The following is a 19,976-nucleotide window of genomic DNA, read 5'->3' as shown; positions in this document are numbered from 1 at the left end:
GTACCTTGGCGCATCGTCGCGGCCGTTGTCAACGTCGGTTCTCCGGTGTGCTAGCACGACGGGGCGTTGACCATTCCGGAAGGAAGCACTTCATTGACGACGCGCGAAGATAACGCTAATGTTCCCGAAATGCGGCGCCAGGACGGCGCCCGCATACCGACATCGACGTCTAGGAGTCATTGGTGACCACCCCAGAAACGGCGGCGACGGCGACAGCGTTGCGCGAGGCGATCCGCAGCAGTGATCCCCGTCTTTCGAAGTACAATCCCCTGTCGCGGCTCTTGACATTCGACGACTTCAACCACGGCGCCCACGGGTGGGTGGAACTCGGCGGAAACTATGACGGACGCGGGGATCTGGCATCCCTGGATCATCACTTCCGCGATATGCGCCCCCCTCAGCTGTCGAATCAGAACTTCTTCGACGTCGGCACGCACGGGGCCATGACGGGCACGTACTCGCTCAAGCTCGCCACGCGCAAAGCGCCCGGCCACACGGCCACCGCGATCCGCCGGCTGACGATGGCCGGACGGGGACTGCTCCAGATCGAGGCGCACCTGGCCTGGAAGGTGGAGGCCAATTTGGGCGGCGGCGAGGAGGCGAACCGCTACGGCGACATCGAATGGGATGCCAACTCGCATCCCTCGGAGGCGCAGTTCGGAGCCTTCACCGTCGCAACCGACCTCAGCCACGAGGGCGTGCGGTACCACAACGTCATGCGGTTCCAGAACTCGGATGCAGACGGCCACATCATCCAGAAGTGGATGTACCCGGTAGTCGCCGAGCCGACGCCGCACGAGCGGTTCAAGGGCGTGCACGATTACGGCCGGTACGCGGATTTCACGGCGCCCAACCCCGACGACTGGCGGTACCTGAGCGACGACCGCCAGGAAGCCTGCTACAACGAGGTTCCCACCAAGGTGAACTGGCACTACCTGCGCTTCCTGATCGACACGTCCACCCGGTCGAACGTCGAACTGCAGTTCAACAACGATGTGTACGACCTGCGCGACGTCCCCGTCCCGCCCTACGCCGAGAAGTACCAGTCCCTGGAGGGGTTGCTCAACTTCTACTTCTCGGCGCGGACGCTGGGGCCGCACCGCAACTTCCTCTTCCTCGACTCCGTCGTCATCTCGGCAGATTGGTGATCACGAATATGCGTCAGTCGCAGAGCGCCGTCCTCGAGCGGGGTGTCGACCTGGTCGACACACATGAGACCGAGCCTTTCGAGGTCGCCTGGGCCGGCGAGGCCCGTTGGTACGTCCACTTCCTGCGTCCCGCTGCGGGGACTACCGTCGAGTTCCGTGTGCAGATCTCTCCCGACGGGCTCAACTGGATCGATCATGAAGCAATCGAGCCCCGGGAGACGGAGGCGATCGGGTTCATCTCGATTCCCGTCACGTCCTTCGGGCACTGGCTTCGGCTGCAGAGCCGCATCACGTCGGGGAGCGAGAATCCGCTGCTTCGCATCTACCTCGCACTGAAGGAGTAGTGGGAAGGCCCGCCATGCCCGCCAGAGCCGGGGGATCCCGTCGACGTACGCTGCAGGACGTCGCCGAGGTCGTCGGGCTGTCCGTCAATACGGTGTCGCGTGCACTGCGGGATCTTCCCGGCGTCAGCGAGCAGACCCGGGCGCGGATCAAGGCCGAGGCGGAGCAGATCGGGTACTTCCCCAACGCGCACGCCCGCTCGCTCGTCCTCGGCTCGCACAAGACGATCGGCGTGATCCTCACGGATCTGGCCAACCCGTTCTTCAACGACCTGGTGACCGAGATCGAGGAGCAGGCGATTCTGGCCGGGTACACCATCGTCCTGCTGCTGTCGGACGAGGACCCAGATCGCGAGCAGACGGCCGTGGATACGGCGCTGCGTTCGGGAGTGGACGGCATTCTCGCGGTGCCCGTTCAGGGACGGTCCAATCCATGGACGACGGTGATCCGCGCCGGCATCCCGCTCGTGCTCATCGGTCGGGAGTTGCCGGGTCTTGATCTGGACTTCTTCTCCACCGACAACCGCGCGGGGCGACGGATGACCGCCGAGACGGTGATCGCGCGTGGCGCGCGGGACATCATCCTCGTCGAGGAGGACCTGCGGGTCTCGACGGTGGCGCACCGGCTGGACGGATTCCGGGAGGCGCTGGAAGCGAACGGCATCGCCTTCGACCGGCGACGGACTGCGCTGGTGCCGTCGCGGCGCACCGCGCGGGGAGCGAGCCTGTGGCGCGGGGAAGACGCGTACCGCGTGGCCAGCGACCTCTTGGAGAGCGGCCGCGTTCCCGACGCCTTCCTGGTGGGCAACGACTATCTCGGGCTCGGCCTGTATGCCGCGCTGCGGGAGCGTCGCATCCGGGTGCCGGAGGAGGTGATGGTCATCGGATGGGGGGACTATCCCTTCTCGCGCTACCTCGATCCGCCCCTGGCGTCCGTGCGCCTTCCGACGATCGAACTGGCTCGGCGCGCGGTGTCGCGCCTGCTTTCGCTCCTCGACGGGACGGCTGATCCCGGACCCGTGACCGAGCTCTTCCCGTCGGAGCTGATGCTCCGAGCGTCCGCGAACCCCTGAACGGAAGGATCACCTCGTGTCGAACCTCGCAGCTGTCATGCCGGAAATCGGACGAATCGAACTGCAGGATGTCGGCGAGCCGACGCCGCAGCCACGTGAAGCGCTCGTGCGCATCGAAGCGGTCGGCGTGTGCGGCTCCGACACCGCTTACTACACGGTCGGCTACATCGGCGACTACGTCGTGGACGGGCCCATCATCCTCGGCCACGAATGCGCCGGGCAGGTCATCGCCGTCGGTGCCGACGTCACGCAAGTCGCCGTGGGCGACCGTGTCGCGATCGAGCCGGGCAAGCCATGCCGAGACTGCGAAGAGTGCATGGCGGGTCGCTACCACCTCTGTCCCGACCTGGTCTTCTTCGCCACGCCGCCCTACGACGGTTCGCTCGTGCAGCGCATGGCCATCGACGAGCGCCAGCTGTTCCGGATCCCGGACCAGATGTCCTATGAGGAGGGGGCGCTCTGCGAGCCGCTCTCGGTGGGCATCTGGGCTTGCCATCGCGCGCATCTGGAGCCGGGGGACCGCGTGCTCGTGACCGGTGCAGGTCCGGTCGGCCTCCTCGCGGCTCAGGTCGCCCGCGCGTTCGGGGCGGGATCCGTGACGGTGACGGATGTCGCCGAGTTCCGCCTCGACATCGCTCGCGGTCTCGGCTTCGACACCGAGCTCGCGGGCGAGGGCACCGGTCGCGATTACGACGTCCTGATCGAGTGCTCCGGCGCGCCGAACGCGCTCGCCGACGGCCTGTGGCGGCTTCGCACCAACGGGCGTGCCGCGATGGTCGGCATGCCGAAGCAGGACGTGACTCTCGCGTTGTCGCGGCTGAACGTCAACGAGCTGACCATCGGGCTGGTCAACCGCTACGCGCACACGTGGCCCACGGCCATCGAACTCGTCTCGAGCGGGCGGGTCGACGTCGCATCCCTCGTCACACACCGTTTCCCCCTCGACCGGACCGCAGACGCCCTGATGATCGCCAAGACCGTGCCAGACGCGGTCAAGGCCGTCATCGCCCCGCAGCTGGTGGAGTCGTGACGTGACGGAACCGGCGAGCGCGACCGGCGCTACAGCGTCGCACTATGTGGAGCCGAGCCGCGAGGTCCCGGTCTTGGCCGAGGTGGACGTCCTCGTCGTCGGCGGCGGCCCGGCGGGAGTGTCGGCGGCTGCGGCTGCGGCGCGCACCGGTGCGCGAACTCTCCTCGTCGAGGAGAGCGGCGGTTTCGGGGGCATGTGGACGCAGGGTTTGGTCATCACGCTCGCGGGCTACAACTCCTGGCTCGCCCCTGACCGGCTACGGGTCGTCGACGGCGTGGGCGGGGAGTGGCTCCGCAGGGCCGCCGCCATCGGCGGCGCCGCCGACCACGACGGGTGGGTGCTGAACTCGGACCCCGAGAAGATGAAGCTCGTCGCCGACGAGCTGCTTGCCGATGCCGGCGTCGACTTCCTCCTGCACGTGCTGGCCACGTACCCGATCGTGGAGGACGGCGGGGTCGTCGGCTGCCTCGTCGAGACGAGAGAGGGCCGGATGGCCGTCCGGTCGACGGTCACGGTGGATGCGACGGGCAATGGCGACGTGATGGCGCGCTCAGGGCCGGACTGGGTGAAGGGCGACACGCTGCAGCCGCTCACCATGCCGATGTACATCTCCGGCGTGAGCCCCAACCCCGATCGTGACCACCTCGCCCCGGCTCATGTACGTATCGGCCCCGGCGCCGCAGACCTCGACAAGGCCGGTCTCGAGGACTCGCAGGCCGCTCGCGACGACGTCCCGCTCGACGTGGCGGCCATGCGCGCCGAGAGGTCGCGCGGCGAGCTGCCCGTCTTCGGTGGACCGTGGTTCGGAGGGCTCGAGAAGGACGTCGTGTGGGTCAATGCCGTGCGCATCGTCGGCGACGCGACCGACAACCGCGAACTCACCCGCGCGGAGGTGCAGGGGCGAGCCGATGCGCGACGCCTGTTCGAGTACTTCCGCACACACGTGCCGGGTTTCGAGAACGGCCGCCTCGAGCGCACCAGCCCGACCATCGGCATCCGCGAGACCCGACGGCTGATAGGCGTCACCACGCTGACCGGTCGGCAGATCCGCTCCGGCGAGCAGGCGCCTGGTGCCATTGCGCTCGGCGCATGGCCCATCGACGTGCATCCTGCCGATGGAGACGTCGGCGCGCACACCATGTTCGTGCCCGAGCCGTACGGCATCCCCTACGGAACCCTCGTGCCCGCGAAGACCGACGGGCTGCTCGCCGCGGGGCGCTGCATCTCGGTCGATCGCGAGGCGCTCGGCTCGGCGCGCGTGGGGGCGACGTGCACTGCCACGGGTCATGCGGCCGGCACGGCCGCTGCGCTGGCCGCGCTCACCGGCGTGCGACCGCGGGACCTCGACGTCGACGAGCTCCAGCGCACCCTTCGTGCGCAGGGCGCATTGATCTCAGCCGGAGACCTCGGCAGGGGCTGACGGCGTCGCGCCGTGCCGGGCAGCACGGCCGGCCAGCCCGACGGATGATTCCCGCACGACGAGCTCGCCGCCGACCAGGCGATGTGTCGCCGGTCCCGTGTCGCCGGCGATGCGTCGCGCGAGGAGCGACACGGCCGCTTCGGCGATGAGGCGAGTCGGCACGGACACCGTCGTGAGTGCCGGCCGCAGGTAGCTCGAGTACGGATGGTCGCCGTATCCGAGCACGAGCGCGTCGTCGGGGACGCAGAGGCCGTGCTCGGTGAGCGCTCTGATCGCGCCGAGCGCGTAGTAGTCGTCTTCGAACAGGAGTGCGTCCGGCCGTTCTCCGGCGGCGAGGATGTCGTTGACGGCGCGGTAGGCCTCCTCCGGCTGCCACGGGTGGGTGCGACTTTCGAAGCGGCGCGTGGGGATGGAGATGACACGGCCGACGGCCGCCTGGTTCGTCGCCACCGCGGCCTCGAAGCTGCGTACGCGGTCGCGGTTGGACGACACGTCCAGATCCTCGTCGAAGAAGTACAGCGCGCGGGCGCCCTGCGCCAGGGTGTGACGGGTCAGCGCATACATGGCCGCCTGCTGGTCCATCGCGACCAGATCCGTCTCGAGGCCTGGGATCTCGCGTGCCACGGCGACGATCGGACCGAAGTCGTCGGCCACGGACGCCCATGGGCTGTGGGGCCCCTGAACCGGGATGACAATCGCTCCAGCGATGGCGGCGCCCGCAAGGCGCTCGATCGTCTGCCGCTCCACCTCCATCGATTCCTCGGTGACGAACAGCTGAAGCGAGAAGCCCTGGGCACGCAGGGTCGCCTCGACGGCGGTGATCAGCCGCGAAATGAAGACGTTCGTCGAGCTCGTGACGACGAGGGCGACCGTGCGGGCCGCGCGACGCGTCGCCGTCGCCGACGGCGGGATGTAGCCCAGGCGCTCCGCTTCCCGCGCGACGATGTCGCGGGTCCGGGCGGAGACGCCGTCCTTGTTCGCCAGAGCGCGAGACACGGTGTTGGCGGACATTCCGACCGCCTCCGCGAGGTCCGCCAGGGTTGCCCTTCGATGTTTCGCCACGACACTCCTGCTCGACTGTGGGTCGTCCCCGCTGGAGCCCGTCGCCGAACCCCAGCGGGGCATAACTTACTCCTTGAGTTCGAGATAGATCCGCAGCAGGACCTCGTCCGCGCCTGTCGTGCGCGCGGTCTTGAGGCGAAGCCACAGCCCGAAAGCGCGGACCGTGATGGTGGCCAGCCCGACGGCAGGTGTGTGGATCTCAGGAGACTCATGGTCGATCCAATTGAGCCCATCTGGCGAAATCTGCACCTGAAGCGCGACTTCGGAGGAGGGTGAGCCCTTCAGGAAGTGGACGTACCAGCGGGCTTCGCCCGCCCATCCGGCTTCGAACGGCTCGGTCACGTGTTCTTCGCCGAGCGGGACGCCTCGCTCGAGGACGGCGCTCTGAGAGTCACGCATGATGCCCCTCACCAATCCGTGGAGATCACGACGGAGTCGATGAAAAGGAAGTTCCGGTGGTTCGAGAGGGTGCGCACCGAGAAGTAGAAGTTGAGCAGATTACCCAGCGCCTTCCACCGGTCGGGGTACGGGGGCACGGGCACGTCGCGCAGATCGATCACGCGGTCGTTGAACTGCAACTCGACGTTCCTGCGGGCCTCGGTGTCGATCACGAAGCGGATGTAGTGCCAGTTCGTCTTGGTCGGCACCTCGTTGTAACAGGTTTCCTGATCGTCGGCGACGGTGGCCCAGTCCGCAGGATTCGGCGCCGTGAAATCGGCCAGGGGCCCGTAGTCGTGATGCTCACCGAGTCGTTCGTGGGGCGTTGGCTCGGGCACCGTGGGATACATCCACCGGCGGACCAGCCGGTGGTCCTCGTCGGTGTTCTGGAAGCGCATGACGTTGTGATATCGGATGCCGCCATCGCCGCAGATGTCGGTCGCGACGGTGAACGCCCCGAACTGCGCCTCCGACGGGTGCTGGTTCGCGTCGAAGGTGATCTCGCCGAACGTGTTGTTCTCGATGCCGCCGCCCAGGGTGGCTTCCGCCTTGTAACAGAGGTAGGCCTCGATCTGAACCAGACCGCGCGCCGCCATCGTGAGCCGGCGGATGCCGACGGCGGTGTGTCCCGCCTGCGGACGGGTCGCCAGCTTCAGCGAGTACGTGCCCGTGACGGCGCCGTGGGTGCCGACATCGAAGAAGTTGGCGTTCGAGAGCTGCGGCGGGCGCATGTCGATGAACTGCGGATCGATCGAGTCCAGCGAGCCCGTGCCGTCGTAGTTGCCCGAGAGCTCGACCCAGCCGTTGGTTCCCTGATTGAAGTCGTCGAACGTCAAGATCCGGGGGAGAGGGTTGTACTTCGACAGTCGCGGATCGCTTCGACGCAGCGCGTCGCTCAAGTCGCGCGCCGTACCTGACTCGGCCATGTGAGAGACGCTCCTTCGCGAAAACGACGTCCTTCGTCGCCCTCTACGACATTTGTAACGTGAACAATCTGTAAATACAATAAGTACATGCGTAGAGTTGATGCATGTCCTAAGCCGCGGACGGCGGGGTCGACGTGACACGTCGCGCGCGGGCGACGTCGATGCGGTGGTCGCAGACCTCGTGAATCGGTTGCGTCAATAGGCGGGCCACTTCATCCTTGGGAGCGCGGGAGCGCCGGCCGAAACCGTTTCGGCTGCGCGGTCAATACGTGTACCCGGGGGGCAAATCGTCCGAAGGATGAGCATGGCGAGAACGAGGAAATCTCAATGCTCCTTCCGTCCATTCCTTGGCTCACTGGGTCAGAACGTCGGGGCGGCCGTTCACTGATAGGCGCGGTCCGACCCGCAGCTGAGTGGCACTCCCATTTTCGTGCTGGTCGATGGATACATAGCCGCGGTGAGGATCAAAATCGCGGGCCTCGCCATACGGCTCATCGAGCGCGCTCCATCTCCGCGGCGATTCGGAGGTCGTCGAGGGACGCCTGATTCTCTGCCCGGTCGGTTCCAGTCAGGAGCATGGTCTGCGCGACAGAATGTCGGTGTAGTCGAGTCCCCGCTCGGGGCGGGGGAGTGAATTTGATCGTAATGCGCGTTCACCTCTCCGAGCCGTGACTTGCACCAACCCCGAGGGCGGCCCGTACTGACCTGCTCAGTGGTCGACAGTTCATGGTCCTCGGCGCCGAAGCCGCGGTTGTCATGAAGGCGTTCGTCGCTCTCCGGCCGGTTCCACCTGGAAGTCGACGGAGCCGAATGGGAACGGTCAGATGTAGGTACCTGAGTCGTCGATCCCGAAGAGCGGGATGGCGGAGAACCACACGTTCGCGACGACGATCGCCGTCACCGCGAGGGCGGGAATCGCGAGTCCTGCGGGGTTCAGAATCCGCAGAGCGGAGGGTTCGTGCAGGAGGTGGCTCGTCCGCAATGGCTGACGCTTCGGAGCGGCTCACGCTGCTGTAGTTCAGAGCGCCCCGGTCGGGCCGGCGTGGCGGCGGCGGATCGCCCAGCGCGCCGCGAGCCCGATCGCGGCGATGAGGATCGTGGCCACGATGGGGCGCAGCGCGAGTTCCGGGATCAGGAGGGCGCTTGCGAAGACCTGAAGCGCGTACTCGATCATCGCGGCCGGGTTGGAGGCGAGTACGCGACTGCCGGCGGCGCTGCTGATCCCCGTGATGGCGGCCGGCGCGACCCAGACGACGATGAGGCTCGTGAGAGCGGCGACGACGCGCCCAGGCGAGGACACGCCCGTCCACGCGATGGCTGCTCCGGTGAGCACCGGGGTCACCCAGGCGATCAGCCCCACCACGGGAAGCAGCCAGTCCGGCCCGAAGAGCGTGAACGGCTGGAGGAAGCCGCCGATCCACGAGGACGCGGCGACCGCCGCGATCGTGAGGCCGAGGAGCGCGCCCGCCCGAGGTGCCACGGCGATGAGGGTCTGGGAGAGCATCCCCACCAGAACGGACAGCACACTGACCCCGACCAGGGCGGTCAGATACAGCGCGGCCTGACCCGTGTCGGCCAGTCCGCTGCGAACGGCAACGGCCGTCTGCACGACCGCGATCAGCTGCAGCGCCGGAACGACGCCGAGCAGCAGTATCCGTCCCCTCCGGCTGAGCCGATCCCGCAGTGCCCGCGCCACGACCCCCGCCGCGGCGGCACCGACGACCAGAACAGCGAAGATGAGCATGAGCGAGTACTGACTGAACGGCAGCAGCACGAGCGGCATGTCCTCGGCCGCGGTGGGCAGGAGCCAGAGGTTCTGCAGCGGCAGCCGGAGGCCCGTGGCGAGCCACGGCAGCAGACCCACGACGACGGCGGCGACGGCCAGGAGCACAGCGACTTCGTCGCGAACACCACGCGACGGCGCGTCTCGAGCGCTCGCGGTATCGACGCCGGTCTCCGTCATGGTCTGTCCTCGTTGGTCTCACCTGTTGCGTGCTCGACGATCTCCACGACGACCCGGGGGGACATTCGTTCGGCCATCGCCGCTAGCCCTGACGGACTGCGCCGAGCGATGTGCCGGGCGGAAGTGAGGGGCAGGTGGCCGACTCGTGAATGGCGGCTATCTGGGCCCGCACGGCAACGCCCTCGCGCGTCTGGGCGACCGAATAGACGATCCCTTCCTGGGCTTCATGAGCCGGCACCTGTCCCACGTTGACGCCATCCGGCCATACGTAGTAGCTGTTGAAGTCGGCAGGGGGCCGCGACGAGCTGACGGCTCCGGGCGGCAGAAGAGCCGCGTCCAGCCAGGCCTGAGCTCTCTCCTGCGCAGCCGCGGCCTCCGCCGCCTCCGCAGCATCCGGCTCCGCCGCCTCCGCAGCATCCGGGTCCGCGGACTCCGCAGCGCCGGTGGGGTCAGGAAGGTGCGGTCCACCGTCACCGAACTCGGATGTGCACCCGGTGAGCGCGCTCAGCAGCAGCAGGCCGATTGCAAGTCCCGGCCACCGTCGCATGCCTTCAACCTATGGCGAGCAGCTCGCGCGCCTCAAGCGCACGCCACCAGAACCTACGCCGTTGTCCACCCGCGCAGTCGTCAGATGGTGACGCTGATGTCGCCTGGGGGACGACGCCCGGACCCTGCCCCGCTCCTTACCGTGACGGCATGTCACACGCAGCAAGCCTCCACTCCGAACCGCAGCCGCTCCCACGCCGCTCGGGCCTGCCCATCATGGCGATCATCGCGCTCGCCGCGCTGCGCGTACCGGGACCCGTCCTGGAAGACCTCGGCATCCTCGAGGCAGGTGAGTGGACCTCAGTGCTGTTGTCGTGGGCGCCGGTCGCGCTGTGGATCGCCGTCGTGGTCATTCGACCCGTTGCCAGACCGTTCCTGACGGTTCTGGCGATCGGAGCGACCTCAGGCGTGTTGCTCGTCATCGCCTATCAACTCCTCTGGAACCAGCTCTTCGAGGATGACCCCGCATCGGTCGGGGGCGGCGGCATGCCGATCCGCCTCGTGGCCATTCTCGGCGGCTTGATCACCGGCGTCGTCGCCGGTGCCGTCGGGGGACTCATCGCCTGGGCCGTTCGTGCGGTGGTGAACCGTCGCGCCGGCGTCACCTAGGGCGGGCCTCCCGCCCGCCGCCGCACTTCATCGACTCTCCGGGGAGCAGCAATGCGCATTCACGCCAGAACCACGCCGAGCAAGAACCAGCGCCGCGGGACGGGGCGCTGCCTCGGGGTGCTGTCCGCACTCGTCCTCACGGCAGGAGCGCTGAGCGCGTGCGACGCGACCGCTCGGGCACCGGTGGTGGACACCGCCGGTCAGGTCGAGTTCACCAACCCGCTCGCCATTCCACCGCTCGACCGCGGCACCGTGGCTTCCGACGGCGTGCGGGAGTTCGCCCTGCTCGCAGACGAGGGGACCACCGAGTTCACACCCGGGGTGCGGACGACGACGTGGGGATTCAACGGGAGCTATCTGGGCCCCACGCTCGCGGCGACGATCGGCGAGCCGGTGAGAGTCCGCGTCGACAACGAACTCGCGGTGCCCACGACCGTGCACTGGCATGGGATGCACCTCCCGGCGGAGATGGACGGCGGTCCGCATCAGGTCATCGATCCGAGTCAGACCTGGTCGCCCTCGTGGACCATCGATCAGGAGCCGACGACGCTGTGGTACCACCCGCACGTCCACGGCGAGACCGAGGAGCACGTGGAGATGGGGCTCGCCGGGATGTTCCTCCTCGAGCCCCCCGACCCCGGCCGGTTCGGGCTGCCCCATAGCTACGGCGTCGACGACATCCCGGTCATCGTCCAGGACAAGCAGTTCACCGACGCGGGGCAGTTCACGCTGTCGACGCGAGGTTTCGTCGGCTCTCTGGGTGACACCGTGCTCGTGAACGGCACGGCGGCGCCGTATCTCGATGTGACGACAGAGCGTGTGAAGCTCCGGGTGCTCAACGCGTCGTCGGCGCGCACCTATCGGTTCGCATTCGACGATGGCCGATCCTTCGATCTCGTCGGTACCGACGGCGGGCTCCTCGAAGCACCACACCGCACGGGGGAGGTGCAGCTGTCGCCCGGCGAGCGGGCCGAGATCGTCGTGCAGGTCGAGGCCGGAGAGCAGCCGGTGCTGCGCTCGAGCACGCCCGATCTGGGCATGCCGGACGCGGTCGCGGAACTGAATGGAGGCGCAGACACCCTGGACGTCCTGCAGCTGCGCGCTGCATCTGTACTGGAGCCCAGCCAGCCGTTGGCCGATCGCTTCGCGGACATCCCGCGACTCGATGAATCCGATGCAGGGCAGGAGCGTCAGTTCGAGATGGACGGCCTGCAGATCAACGGTCAGTCCATGCAGATGCACACGGTGAACGAGGTCGTCGAGGTCGACACGGTGGAGGTCTGGGCCGTGCGCAACCGCATGCAGTTCGCGCACTCGTTCCACGTGCACGACGTGCAGTTCCACGTGCTCACCGTCGACGGGGAGCCACCGCCGCCCGAACTCGCCGGCTGGAAGGACACCATCTACACCCGCCCGGGAGTGCAGTACCGACTCATCATGCGGTTCGAGGACTACACCGATCCCGACACCCCCTACATGTACCACTGCCACTTCCTCACGCATGAGGACGCGGGGATGATGGGCCAGTTCACCGTGGTGGAGGACGCGTCGACCGCGCCGTCGACGATCCGCACGGAGGGCGCGGACCATGGCGCAGCCCACTGATGGCGCCGGCGGCCGGCGCGCAGACACCGGCGAGGAATGACCGACTCGCCTCGCACGTTGCGCAGTGCACACGCGGGGGAATGAGTGGAGGCGGGATGCGCATCGACGACGTGCGGATGGGGACGGCGGATGTCACGCAGGCGGCCGCGTTCTACCGCGACGTGCTCGACCTGCCGGTCGCGGTGGCCGGGCCGCGCGCCACGGTCACCGTCGGACGGAGCACCGTGACCCTGGACGAGCGATTGCCGATCGAGGAGTCGAATCATCTCGCCTTCACGATCCCGAGCAATCGGTTCGCCGATGCCAAGGCGTGGCTTCAGCCCCGCGTCGAACTGATGTCGTGGGGTGGCGGTGAGAGCGAGCTTCGCCTCGGCGAGCCGTGGAACTCGGAGTCGCTGTACTTCCTCGGCCCTGATCGCGTCATCCTCGAGCTGATCACCCGCGCGCATCTCGATAATCCGTCGGAGGAGCCCTTCTCGGGTGCCCAGCTGCTGTGCGTGAGCGAGGTGGGCCTCGGTGCGCCTGATGTCGGGCAGGCGTTCGCGAGCGCCCGCCGGACGTTCGGCGTCGAGACCTTCGCCGGCGAGTCCCGCCACTTCACCACCGCGGGTGACCAGGACGGCCTGCTCATCTTCGTCACCACCGGCCGTCCGTGGTTCCCGACCGCGGACATGGGTGCCCGCAGCGGCGGGGTCCACGTGACGATCAGCGGTGTGTCGCCCGGGGCCGTCACGTCCGAAGCCGGCTGGAGCGTCACCGCTCCGACATAGGTTTCGAGGGTCTTCCTTCGCGGACATCCGGTGTCCTCGGTGAGGCGTAGCGTCCGCCAGATCTGAAGGAGGACACCATGAACTGGAAGATCGAACTCATTTTCATTCCCGTCACCGATGTCGACCGTGCGAAGGCGTTCTACACGCACATCGGATTCGTCGCCGACTTCGATCAGCAGGTGAATGAGGAGTTGCGCTTCGTGCAGCTGACTCCGCCGGGCTCCGCGTGCTCCATCGCCTTCGGCACCGGGCTCGGATCGGCCGTCGCCCCCGGCAGCCTGGATGTCATCCAGGTCGTCGTGCCTGACGCGGATGCCGAGCTCCTCCGGCTCCGTGAGCTCGGCGTCGACGCCGACGGCGTGGACGAGCAGGACTGGGGTCGGTTCGTGCGTTTCGCCGATCCGGACGGCAACTCGTGGACGCTGCAGCAGCTGCCGGCCCGACCCTGAAACGCCGGCGAGTGCGCGGCCTCGAATCCTCGCACCCCACCACGCATTAGCGCGGATTGACCAGGGGTTATCCGTCGCTGCAATGTCGGTGGCCCTCGTCAGAATAGGGGTCATGGAGATCCTCGCCGACACCCTCCGCCACGTCGAGCAGCAGCTCGGCGAGGCCCTGGGTGCGGCGTTCGGAACCGATGAGCTCCGCCGGCTGGATGAGGCCTCGGTGATGTCGCTCGTGGCCGCCGCGGCGGGCGTCGTGCACCAGGCCGAGGCGCTGCTGGTGGCGACGGTCGCGGAGGTGCAGGAGCGGGCGGATGTCGCACCCTTCGCCGAGCGACCGACGACGCGGAACGGGTGCCGGTCGATGACGGAGCTCGTGCAGCGGACGACGCGGGAGTCCGGTCGCACCGTCGCCGACGTGCTGCGCGCGGCGCGCGCGATCCGCCGGCCCGTGTCGCCGTCGACGGGAGAGGTCCTCCCCGCGGAGTACCCCGCGATGCGGGAGGCGGCAGCCGCCGGTCTCGGGCTGGATGCGCTCGCCGCGGTCGCCGGCGCACTGGATGCCGCATCGTGCGCACCCGCGGCCCGCGCGGCGGCCGATCTCGAGCTGGCAGCATCCGCACGCGGCCTGGGTGCAGGCGGCGGACCGGCCCCGGACGCCGACGAACTGCGGCTGCAGGCGCAGGTGTGGGCGATGTACCTCGATCAGGACGGTGCCGAGCCGCGCGAATTCCGTGCGATGCGCAAGCGCGCCCTCACTGTGGGCGTGTGCCGCGACGGCATCGTGCCGGTCCGCGGCAATCTGCTACCCGAAGTGGCCGCGCAGCTGCAGCGGCTGTTCGACAGCGTCCTGAATCCCAAGGGCGATGGCCCGGAGACTCCGACGGGGCCGCGCTTCGCCGACGACGAACCGGTCGCTCCGCACGAAGACTCCGCCGACCTGCGCTCGCGCGCCATGAAGCAGCACGATGCCCTCGCGGCGATCCTCGCGGTCGCCGCACGCTCGGGCGCCCTGCCGACCATCGGCGGGGCCGCGCCCACGCTCGTGGTCTCCGTCGACGCACGCGACGCCCGCTCGGGCCGAGGGCACGCCCACATCGACGGATGCGACGAACCCGTCTCGCTCGGGGTGGCTCGGCAGGTGGCGTGCGCCGGGGCCGTCGAGCGGGTCACGACCGACGCCGGGCGCATCCTGGCGATCGACATCCTCGACCGTGTCTTCGCCGCACATCAGCGCAAGGCGATCTCCCTGCGCGACGGCGGATGCGTCATCCCCGGCTGTCACGTCGCGGCCGCGTGGTGCGAGATCCACCATGTCGTGGAGCACGCGGCCGGTGGGCCAACCCACACCGACAACGGCGTGCTGCTGTGCTGGTACCACCACCGCACGCTCGACTCGAGCGGATGGCGGGTACGGATGCGCAACGGCGTTCCCGAAGTGCGGGGGCCGTCCTGGTGGGATATCTCGACGCAATGGCGGCCGACCACGAAATCGCCCGTGCGCTTGCGTCACGCGGTGCGTGCGCGCAGCCCCGGCGGCTGAACGCGACCGGTACCTCGTGGATTCATAGCCTCTCCCGGAGTCAGATGCCAGTCCCCCGGGCGGGGAGATCCGAGTCCGTACCCTTGCGGGATGGCGCGCGACGAGTTTCGGCCGGAGGACCTGTACACCGGCCCCATTGATCTGCCGGGAATGGCGACCTTGGACCACGAGGAGGCCGATCCCGAGAAGATCGAGATCAGTTACGACGAAGCGCGCTATCCCGCTCGTCCGCGGCGGCTGCGCCCGCGAGACCAGTTCCGCGGGGGGAGCGTGCGCCGCATCCGCACCGACCCGCGTACGGCGAACGGCACGAACCCCTCGTACGTCGAATGGCTCGTGCGGCAGTCGATGCTCAAGGATGCCGACGTCCTTGCCCGCCAACTCGCGGGCCAGCCGGCGATGTGGCGCAACGCCTATGCCCGACCCGATGCGCGACGGGCCATCGCGACCAGCGATGTGTGGTTCACGGCATACCCCATCTCGCTCATCACGCGCCCGGGGCAGTCGTTCCTGGCGGCGCTCGGTGACGAGGAGCTGTGGGAGGCATTCGACCGCGTGGGCATCACCGCGGTCCACACCGGCCCGGTGAAGCGAGCCGGTGGCATCGCCGGATGGCGGGAGACCCCCAGCGTCGACGGGCACTTCGACCGCATCAGCACCGAGATCGACCCCGCGTTCGGCACCGAGGAGGAGTTCCGCGCGCTCTGCGACGTCGCGGACACCCACGGCGGCAGCGTCATCGACGACATCGTGCCCGGCCACACCGGGAAGGGCGCCGACTTCCGGCTCGCCGAGATGGGCTTCAAGGACTACCCCGGGATCTACCACATGGTCGAGATCCTCCCGGAGGACTGGGGGCTGCTCCCCGACGTGCCCGAAGGGGTCGACAGCGTCAACCTCGACCCCACGACCGAGCAGGAGCTCGAGGGGCGCGGCTACATCATCGGCGCCCTCCAGCGCGTCATCTTCTACACCCCCGGGGTGAAGGAGACGAACTGGAGTGCCACGGCACCCGTGATCGGCCCCGACGGCATCACGCGCCGCTGGGTCTATCTGCACTATTTCAAGCAGGGGCAGCCCTCGATCAACTGGCTGGACCCGACCTTCGCGGGCATGCGCCTGGTCATCGGCGACGCCCTGCACTCCCTCGGAGAGCTCGGCACGAGCGCTCTGCGCCTCGACGCGAACGGCTTCCTCGGAGTTGAGAAGAGCGCGGAGGGCCTGCCTGCCTGGTCCGAAGGGCATCCGCTCTCCCACGCGGCGAACCACATCATCGCCGGGATGGTGCGGAAGGTGGGTGGCTTCACGTTCCAGGAGCTCAACCTCACGATCGAAGACATCCGCGACACCGGGGCCGTGGGGGCAGACCTCTCCTACGACTTCATCGGGCGCCCTGGCTACCACCACGCTCTCGCGACGGGGCAGACGGAGTTCCTCCGGCTCGCGCTGACGACGTCGCTGGAGTTCGGCGTGCATCCCGTGCAGCTCGTGCACGGGATGCAGAACCACGACGAGCTCACCTACGAGCTCGTGCACTGGGCGACACGGCATGGCGACGATCTCTACCGCTTCCGCGGAGGCGAGATCACGGGCAGTCAGCTCGCCGAACTCGTTCGCGCCGAGCTCACCGAGGGGCTGACCGGGACGGCCGACTACAACCGCGTGTTCACCCAGAACGGCATCGCGTGCACGACGACCTCGCTCATCGCGGCCACGCGGGGGATCGGTCGACTGGACGACATCGCCGATGCCGACGTTCCCATCATCCGCGACGCCCACCTGCTGCTGTGCGCGTACAACGCATGGCAGCCCGGCGTCTTCGCCCTCTCCGGATGGGATCTCGTGGGCATGCTCACCGTCCCCTCCGACGAGGTCGCCGATCTGATCGCGTCCGGCGACACGCGCTGGATCGAACGCGGGGCCCACGATCTGCTCGACGTGGACCCGAAGGCCACGCGCTCTGCGGCAGGCATGCCGCGCGGGCGCGCCCTCTACGGCCCGCTGCCCGCGCAGCTCGACGATCCGGAGTCGTTCGCCTCGCGTCTTGCCGGCATCATCGACCTGCGCCGGGAGTACGGCATCGCGACCGCATCGCAGGTCGACATCCCCGAGGTTGCGCACGCCGGGATGCTCGTCCTCGTGCACCGCCTCGACGACGGCGACCCGGACGCGGACGCCCGGATGCAGGTGACCGTGCTGAACTTCTCGTCCGAGCCGACGGAGGGCACCGTGCGGTCGGAGCAGCTCGTGCCCCAGAGTGAGGTGGTGGACGCCGCCTCCGGCGAGACCGTCGGACGCGTCGACGACCTGCAGAGCTTCGCCGTCTCGCTGCCCGCCTACGGGGCGCTCTTCCTCGTGCTGGAACCGGTGGAGCCGCCGGCCGAGTGATTCAACCGGGCAGGGCCTCGGGCGCGAGGGCGGCGTCGATGCCTGCGAGCGGCACCGGCAGCCAGTCGGGCCGGTTGCGCGCCTCGTAGGTCGACTCGTAGACCGCCTTGTCGAGCACGAGCGCCCGCAGCAGCACGGAGTCCAGCGCGACCGCGCCGGCCGCACCTGCGTACGCATCCAGGAACGCCGCCCGGCACGCGGCCGCCCACTCGCCCGCGTCCGGCCCGCCGCCGACCGCGCCGGCGTAGTCGAAGGACCGCAGCATCCCGGCGACGTCGCGTGGCGGCAGGTCGGGGATCGCGCGCTCCTCCATCGGCCGGAGCGGCTCCCCTTCGAAGTCGACGATGCGCCAGCCGCCGTCGGGCACCGCGAGCACCTGCCCCAGATGCAGGTCTCCGTGGATCCGCTGCATGCGCGGCCACGGGCGATCGAGCGCGGCCCGGTAGACCGCGTCGATCGCGGCGAATCGATCGGCGACGGCGGGCACCTCGGCCGCGGCGATCTCCAGCCTCCGTCGCCAGGCGGCCGCGGTGGCGATGACGTCGTCGGGCCGGGCATCGGCCGTCTCCAGCGCGGCGCCGAGTGCTCCGTGCACCCCGGCCACGGCGGTCCCGAGGTCGCGGGCCGCCTCGGTGAAGTCGCGCCCATGCCGCGCCGCTTCCAGCGCGATCTCCCATCCGTCGCGCACGCCGCGGAGGAAGTCCTGCGCGAAGCACAGCGTGCCGCTCGCGACGCCCGACTGCCGCCCGACATCGGGCCACTCCGCATCGAGGCTGCCGAGGAACCGAGGCACGTGCGGCGATCCCGCGCCACTGAGAACGCGCTGGACCGTGACGTCGGGATTCTCGCCGTGATGAAGGGTGCGGAAGAGCTTCAGGATGATCGTCGGCTGCCCGTCCTCGTCGAACACGATCGAGGTGTTGGACTGCTCGCCCGTGAGCACCCGGGCGCCCGTCACCCGGCTGATGTCGACCGCCATCTCGGCCAGCAATCCGATGGCGAAGGAGGGATGCCGCGTGGCATCGATGAGGTAGCCGTCGGCGTCCTGGGTGATGACGGTATCCGACGCGGTGGGCGCCGCGACCCGGACGAGCGGTACGTGGTAGAGCGCGGGCAACGATCCCGCGTCGTCCATGAGCAGGTACCGCGTGGCACCCCCGGGGGCCGGTTGGGCGTCGAGGATCCGGAACCGGGGCTCGTGGCTCTTGCCCGCGTACCAGCGCTGCTGCGCCACCCAGGCGCTGAGGTCATCCGTGAACTGCACACTCCACCTTGACCCGGGGTGGGAACCGCGAGGAAGGGGTGGACGGGCGCGGGAGGCGCGTAGTACGTCGGGCTATCGGCGGGTCCCGATGTAGACCGTGTTCGAGGAGATTCCGCCGGTGAGACGGTTGTCGAACTCCACGACGTGGGCCGCGCAGTCGTTCAGCACAGAGGAGAGCGTGGTCAGGAAGCCCGCGTCGGGCGGGTCGTCCGACCACAGGGCGAAGACGCCCCGGTCGGTGAGGTGCCGAGCGAGGGATTCGATTCCTGCCGAGGTGTAGAGGTCGGCGTGACTTGGATCGAGAGTGTGCTGCGGAGAGTGATCGACATCCAGCAGGACGACGTCATAGCGCGTGTCCTCGGGTGCGGGTGGGCGGCGCACCACGGCGAAGAAGTCGTCGTGGACGAGGGTCACCCGGGGGTCTCGCACCAGCTGCGCCGACATCGGGAGCAGCTCCCGCTCATGCCACCCGATCACCGCGGGGAGTGCGTCGATCACATCCAGCTTCCGCACGCGGCTGTCGTGCAGCGCGGTCGCGGCCGTGTAGCCGAGCCCCAGACCGCCCACGAGCACGTGGAGGTCGCTGCCTTCTGCGGCGGCGAGGCCCAGGGTCGCCAGCTGCTCCTCGGCCCGAGTGAACAGGCTCGACATGAGGTATTCGTCCTTCAACTTCACCTCGTAGATGAGCTCACCCGTGGCCGGGTCTGCGCGACGGCGGAGGGTGAGCTCGCCCATCCGCGTCTCCTGCCAGTCGAGCTCCTCGAATCGAGCGATCATGGCGTGCTCTCGTTCTCTCACTTCGGGGATTGACGTCGGACGGATGTCGCGTCGTCGCTCCATCCTCGCGGATCGAGGCGATCGTCACGGCCCCCCTGCCCGCGAGCGGAGGTGACTCAGGGTGACAGCAGATCGATCAACTGGGCCTTCGTGAATCGAGAGAAGCCGCGGTGACCTGCGGCTCTCGCGCGCTCGCGCAGCTCCACGACCGTCAGTGACGCCAGGTCGGTCGTCGGCAGGATGGCGCGCAGGGCTTCGTCCAGGAGGGCGGCGGGGGCCGCGGATTCGGCGACAGGGGACTCCGCGGCGCTCCCGGCCTCAGCCTCGGCCGCGGCCTTCTGCACGCGGGCGGTCGCGGCGACCGCCTTCTTCTGGACCTTTCGGGGGTGGCGCGCGATCTTCTTCTTGGATGCCTGCGACGCCTTCTTCGCTTCGTCCGCCAGCGCCCGCAGCTTCTTCGCGACCTTCTTCGGCAGGGTCTTGCTCAGACGCTTGGCGTCCTTGGCGGCTGCGGCTGCAGCATCCATCGCCTCGCCGACGGCACTCGTCGCTTTGCTGTTCTTGGCCATGGGAAACCTCTCTCAGTCCTCGGAGGCGGACGTGACGCGCTCGACTCCACCATGACGCGGG

20 protein-coding genes are annotated in these 19,976 nt (G+C 68.6%); 11 read left to right on the top strand and 9 right to left on the bottom strand.

Annotated elements, in window-relative coordinates; all coding sequences use genetic code 11:
- Nucleotides 1-182: 182 nt before the first annotated feature.
- The 5 genes from E4V99_RS04880 to E4V99_RS04860 are packed head-to-tail and all read left to right on the top strand — an operon-like array spanning nucleotide 183 to nucleotide 5,012.
- Complete coding sequence (locus tag E4V99_RS04880) at nucleotides 183-1,148, top strand: DUF6772 family protein (RefSeq protein WP_209305588.1); 966 nt, start codon at nucleotides 183-185, stop codon at nucleotides 1,146-1,148.
- Nucleotides 1,149-1,156: 8 nt separating this feature from the next.
- Complete coding sequence (locus E4V99_RS04875) at nucleotides 1,157-1,492, top strand: hypothetical protein (RefSeq protein ID WP_135116563.1); 336 nt, start codon at nucleotides 1,157-1,159, stop codon at nucleotides 1,490-1,492.
- A gap of 14 nt (nucleotides 1,493-1,506) precedes the next feature.
- Complete coding sequence (locus E4V99_RS04870; protein WP_135116562.1) at nucleotides 1,507-2,562, top strand: LacI family DNA-binding transcriptional regulator; 1,056 nt, start codon at nucleotides 1,507-1,509, stop codon at nucleotides 2,560-2,562.
- Between the two features lie 16 nt (nucleotides 2,563-2,578).
- Entirely contained in the window at nucleotides 2,579-3,592 is a 1,014-nt protein-coding gene (locus E4V99_RS04865) for an NAD(P)-dependent alcohol dehydrogenase (protein WP_209305587.1), read from the top strand.
- A gap of 46 nt (nucleotides 3,593-3,638) precedes the next feature.
- On the top strand, nucleotides 3,639-5,012 hold the full coding sequence (locus E4V99_RS04860; RefSeq protein WP_135116561.1) for an FAD-dependent oxidoreductase: 1,374 nt from the start codon (nucleotides 3,639-3,641) through the stop codon (nucleotides 5,010-5,012).
- Here E4V99_RS04860 and E4V99_RS04855 read toward each other — a convergent pair.
- The 6 genes from E4V99_RS04855 to E4V99_RS04835 form a co-directional block, all read right to left on the bottom strand.
- Nucleotides 4,986-6,137, bottom strand: coding sequence for a LacI family DNA-binding transcriptional regulator (locus E4V99_RS04855; RefSeq protein ID WP_135116560.1), 1,152 nt, complete (start codon nucleotides 6,135-6,137; stop codon nucleotides 4,986-4,988). The genes E4V99_RS04860 and E4V99_RS04855 overlap by 27 nt on opposite strands.
- Nucleotides 6,138-6,140: 3 nt before the next feature.
- Nucleotides 6,141-6,416: a DUF6385 domain-containing protein gene (locus tag E4V99_RS04850; RefSeq protein WP_135116559.1), complete on the bottom strand. Its 276-nt coding sequence runs from the start codon at nucleotides 6,414-6,416 to the stop codon at nucleotides 6,141-6,143.
- Between the two features lie 65 nt (nucleotides 6,417-6,481).
- Complete coding sequence (locus E4V99_RS04845) at nucleotides 6,482-7,438, bottom strand: DUF6772 family protein (RefSeq protein WP_135116558.1); 957 nt, start codon at nucleotides 7,436-7,438, stop codon at nucleotides 6,482-6,484.
- A gap of 820 nt (nucleotides 7,439-8,258) precedes the next feature.
- A complete protein-coding gene (locus E4V99_RS18420; protein ID WP_167758074.1) occupies nucleotides 8,259-8,420 on the bottom strand; it encodes a hypothetical protein in 162 nt (53 codons plus the stop codon).
- 36 nt (nucleotides 8,421-8,456) lie between these two features.
- Nucleotides 8,457-9,401 (bottom strand): hypothetical protein, encoded by a 945-nt coding sequence (locus tag E4V99_RS04840; protein ID WP_135116557.1) that lies wholly within the window; start codon nucleotides 9,399-9,401, stop codon nucleotides 8,457-8,459.
- Nucleotides 9,402-9,483: 82 nt separating this feature from the next.
- Nucleotides 9,484-9,948 carry a hypothetical protein gene (locus tag E4V99_RS04835; RefSeq protein ID WP_135116556.1) on the bottom strand — a complete coding sequence of 155 codons (465 nt, stop codon included), beginning with the start codon at nucleotides 9,946-9,948 and terminating at the stop codon, nucleotides 9,484-9,486.
- A gap of 149 nt (nucleotides 9,949-10,097) precedes the next feature.
- On the opposite strand from E4V99_RS04835, the gene E4V99_RS04830 reads away from it, so the two are divergent.
- The 6 genes from E4V99_RS04830 (at nucleotide 10,098) to treS (ending at nucleotide 17,305) form a co-directional block, all read left to right on the top strand.
- On the top strand, nucleotides 10,098-10,556 hold the full coding sequence (locus E4V99_RS04830) for a hypothetical protein (RefSeq protein WP_135116555.1): 459 nt from the start codon (nucleotides 10,098-10,100) through the stop codon (nucleotides 10,554-10,556).
- 51 nt (nucleotides 10,557-10,607) lie between these two features.
- Entirely contained in the window at nucleotides 10,608-12,161 is a 1,554-nt protein-coding gene (locus tag E4V99_RS04825) for a multicopper oxidase domain-containing protein (protein WP_135116554.1), read from the top strand.
- 95 nt (nucleotides 12,162-12,256) lie between these two features.
- Nucleotides 12,257-12,931 carry a hypothetical protein gene (locus tag E4V99_RS04820; protein ID WP_135062984.1) on the top strand — a complete coding sequence of 225 codons (675 nt, stop codon included), beginning with the start codon at nucleotides 12,257-12,259 and terminating at the stop codon, nucleotides 12,929-12,931.
- A gap of 77 nt (nucleotides 12,932-13,008) precedes the next feature.
- The gene (locus E4V99_RS04815) at nucleotides 13,009-13,380 is read left to right on the top strand and encodes a VOC family protein (RefSeq protein ID WP_135062986.1); all 372 of its coding nucleotides are present in this window, start codon (nucleotides 13,009-13,011) and stop codon (nucleotides 13,378-13,380) included.
- A gap of 112 nt (nucleotides 13,381-13,492) precedes the next feature.
- Nucleotides 13,493-14,917, top strand: a complete 1,425-nt coding sequence (locus tag E4V99_RS04810) for an HNH endonuclease signature motif containing protein (protein WP_167747698.1) — start codon at nucleotides 13,493-13,495, stop codon at nucleotides 14,915-14,917.
- Between the two features lie 90 nt (nucleotides 14,918-15,007).
- Nucleotides 15,008-17,305, top strand: coding sequence for a maltose alpha-D-glucosyltransferase (gene treS, locus E4V99_RS04805; protein WP_135062990.1), 2,298 nt, complete (start codon nucleotides 15,008-15,010; stop codon nucleotides 17,303-17,305).
- A 1-nt stretch (nucleotide 17,306) separates the two neighbouring features.
- On the opposite strand, the gene E4V99_RS04800 is transcribed toward treS, so the two are convergent.
- From E4V99_RS04800 to E4V99_RS04790, 3 genes are all read right to left on the bottom strand, one after another.
- Nucleotides 17,307-18,569 carry a phosphotransferase gene (locus E4V99_RS04800; RefSeq protein ID WP_135062992.1) on the bottom strand — a complete coding sequence of 421 codons (1,263 nt, stop codon included), beginning with the start codon at nucleotides 18,567-18,569 and terminating at the stop codon, nucleotides 17,307-17,309.
- Nucleotides 18,570-18,641: 72 nt separating this feature from the next.
- Nucleotides 18,642-19,346 carry a spermidine synthase gene (locus E4V99_RS04795; RefSeq protein ID WP_135062994.1) on the bottom strand — a complete coding sequence of 235 codons (705 nt, stop codon included), beginning with the start codon at nucleotides 19,344-19,346 and terminating at the stop codon, nucleotides 18,642-18,644.
- 116 nt (nucleotides 19,347-19,462) lie between these two features.
- Nucleotides 19,463-19,915: a hypothetical protein gene (locus tag E4V99_RS04790; protein WP_135062996.1), complete on the bottom strand. Its 453-nt coding sequence runs from the start codon at nucleotides 19,913-19,915 to the stop codon at nucleotides 19,463-19,465.
- Nucleotides 19,916-19,976: the final 61 nt, after the last annotated feature.

The sequence above is a fragment of the Microbacterium sp. dk485 genome (assembly GCF_004570445.1).
Taxonomy (GTDB): domain Bacteria; phylum Actinomycetota; class Actinomycetes; order Actinomycetales; family Microbacteriaceae; genus Microbacterium; species Microbacterium wangchenii.
The sequence above is the reverse complement of the archived record's forward strand: the minus strand, read 5'-3'. Positions and strand labels throughout refer to the sequence as shown.